Origin of the sequence: Nocardia sp. JW2, from assembly GCF_051843015.1 — a bacterium.
Lineage (GTDB): Bacteria > Actinomycetota > Actinomycetes > Mycobacteriales > Mycobacteriaceae > Nocardia > Nocardia coubleae.
Genome location: NZ_JBPXLK010000064.1, coordinates 1 through 462, shown reverse-complemented (window position 1 = coordinate 462; position 462 = coordinate 1). Strand labels below are relative to the sequence as shown.

At 70.8% G+C, this 462-nt stretch carries 1 protein-coding gene; it reads right to left on the bottom strand.

Translation table 11 applies throughout. The features are described 5' to 3' along the window. Positions 1–462 (bottom strand): aldehyde dehydrogenase family protein (locus tag ACSVDM_RS30805; RefSeq protein ID WP_439269172.1); only part of this gene is annotated, 462 nt, incomplete at both ends.

Here is a 462-nt window from a genome sequence, read left to right as displayed (position 1 = left end):
GATCGTGGAACATCCGGCGGCGAGGGCGGCGCCGAGTTTGTAGGCGCTCATCATGATCGGCACGTTGTAGGCGACGATCGCGGCGACCACACCGGCGGGTTGGCGTAGCAGCAGGCTGCTGGTGGTGATGGGGTCGTGGTCGAGCGGCATGGGTTGTTCGTAGCCGTCGCGGGGTCCGCGGATGGCGGCGTCGGCGAACCAGCGGAAGAATTTGGCGGGTAGGTCGACGTGGAGGGTGGGTCCGCTGCCGATGGGGGTGCCGATCTCGGTGGCGGCGACTTGGACCAGTGTTTCCCGGTTCTCTTGGAGCAGGTCGGCGAGGCGGTGCAGCAGGGCGCCGCGTTCGGCGGGGCCGAGGCGGCTCCATTCGCCCCCGTCGAAGGCGCGTCGGGCGGCGGTGACGGCCTCGGTCACCTGGGCGGGGCCGGTGGTGGGGGTGAGTGCCACCTGGAGTCCGGTCGC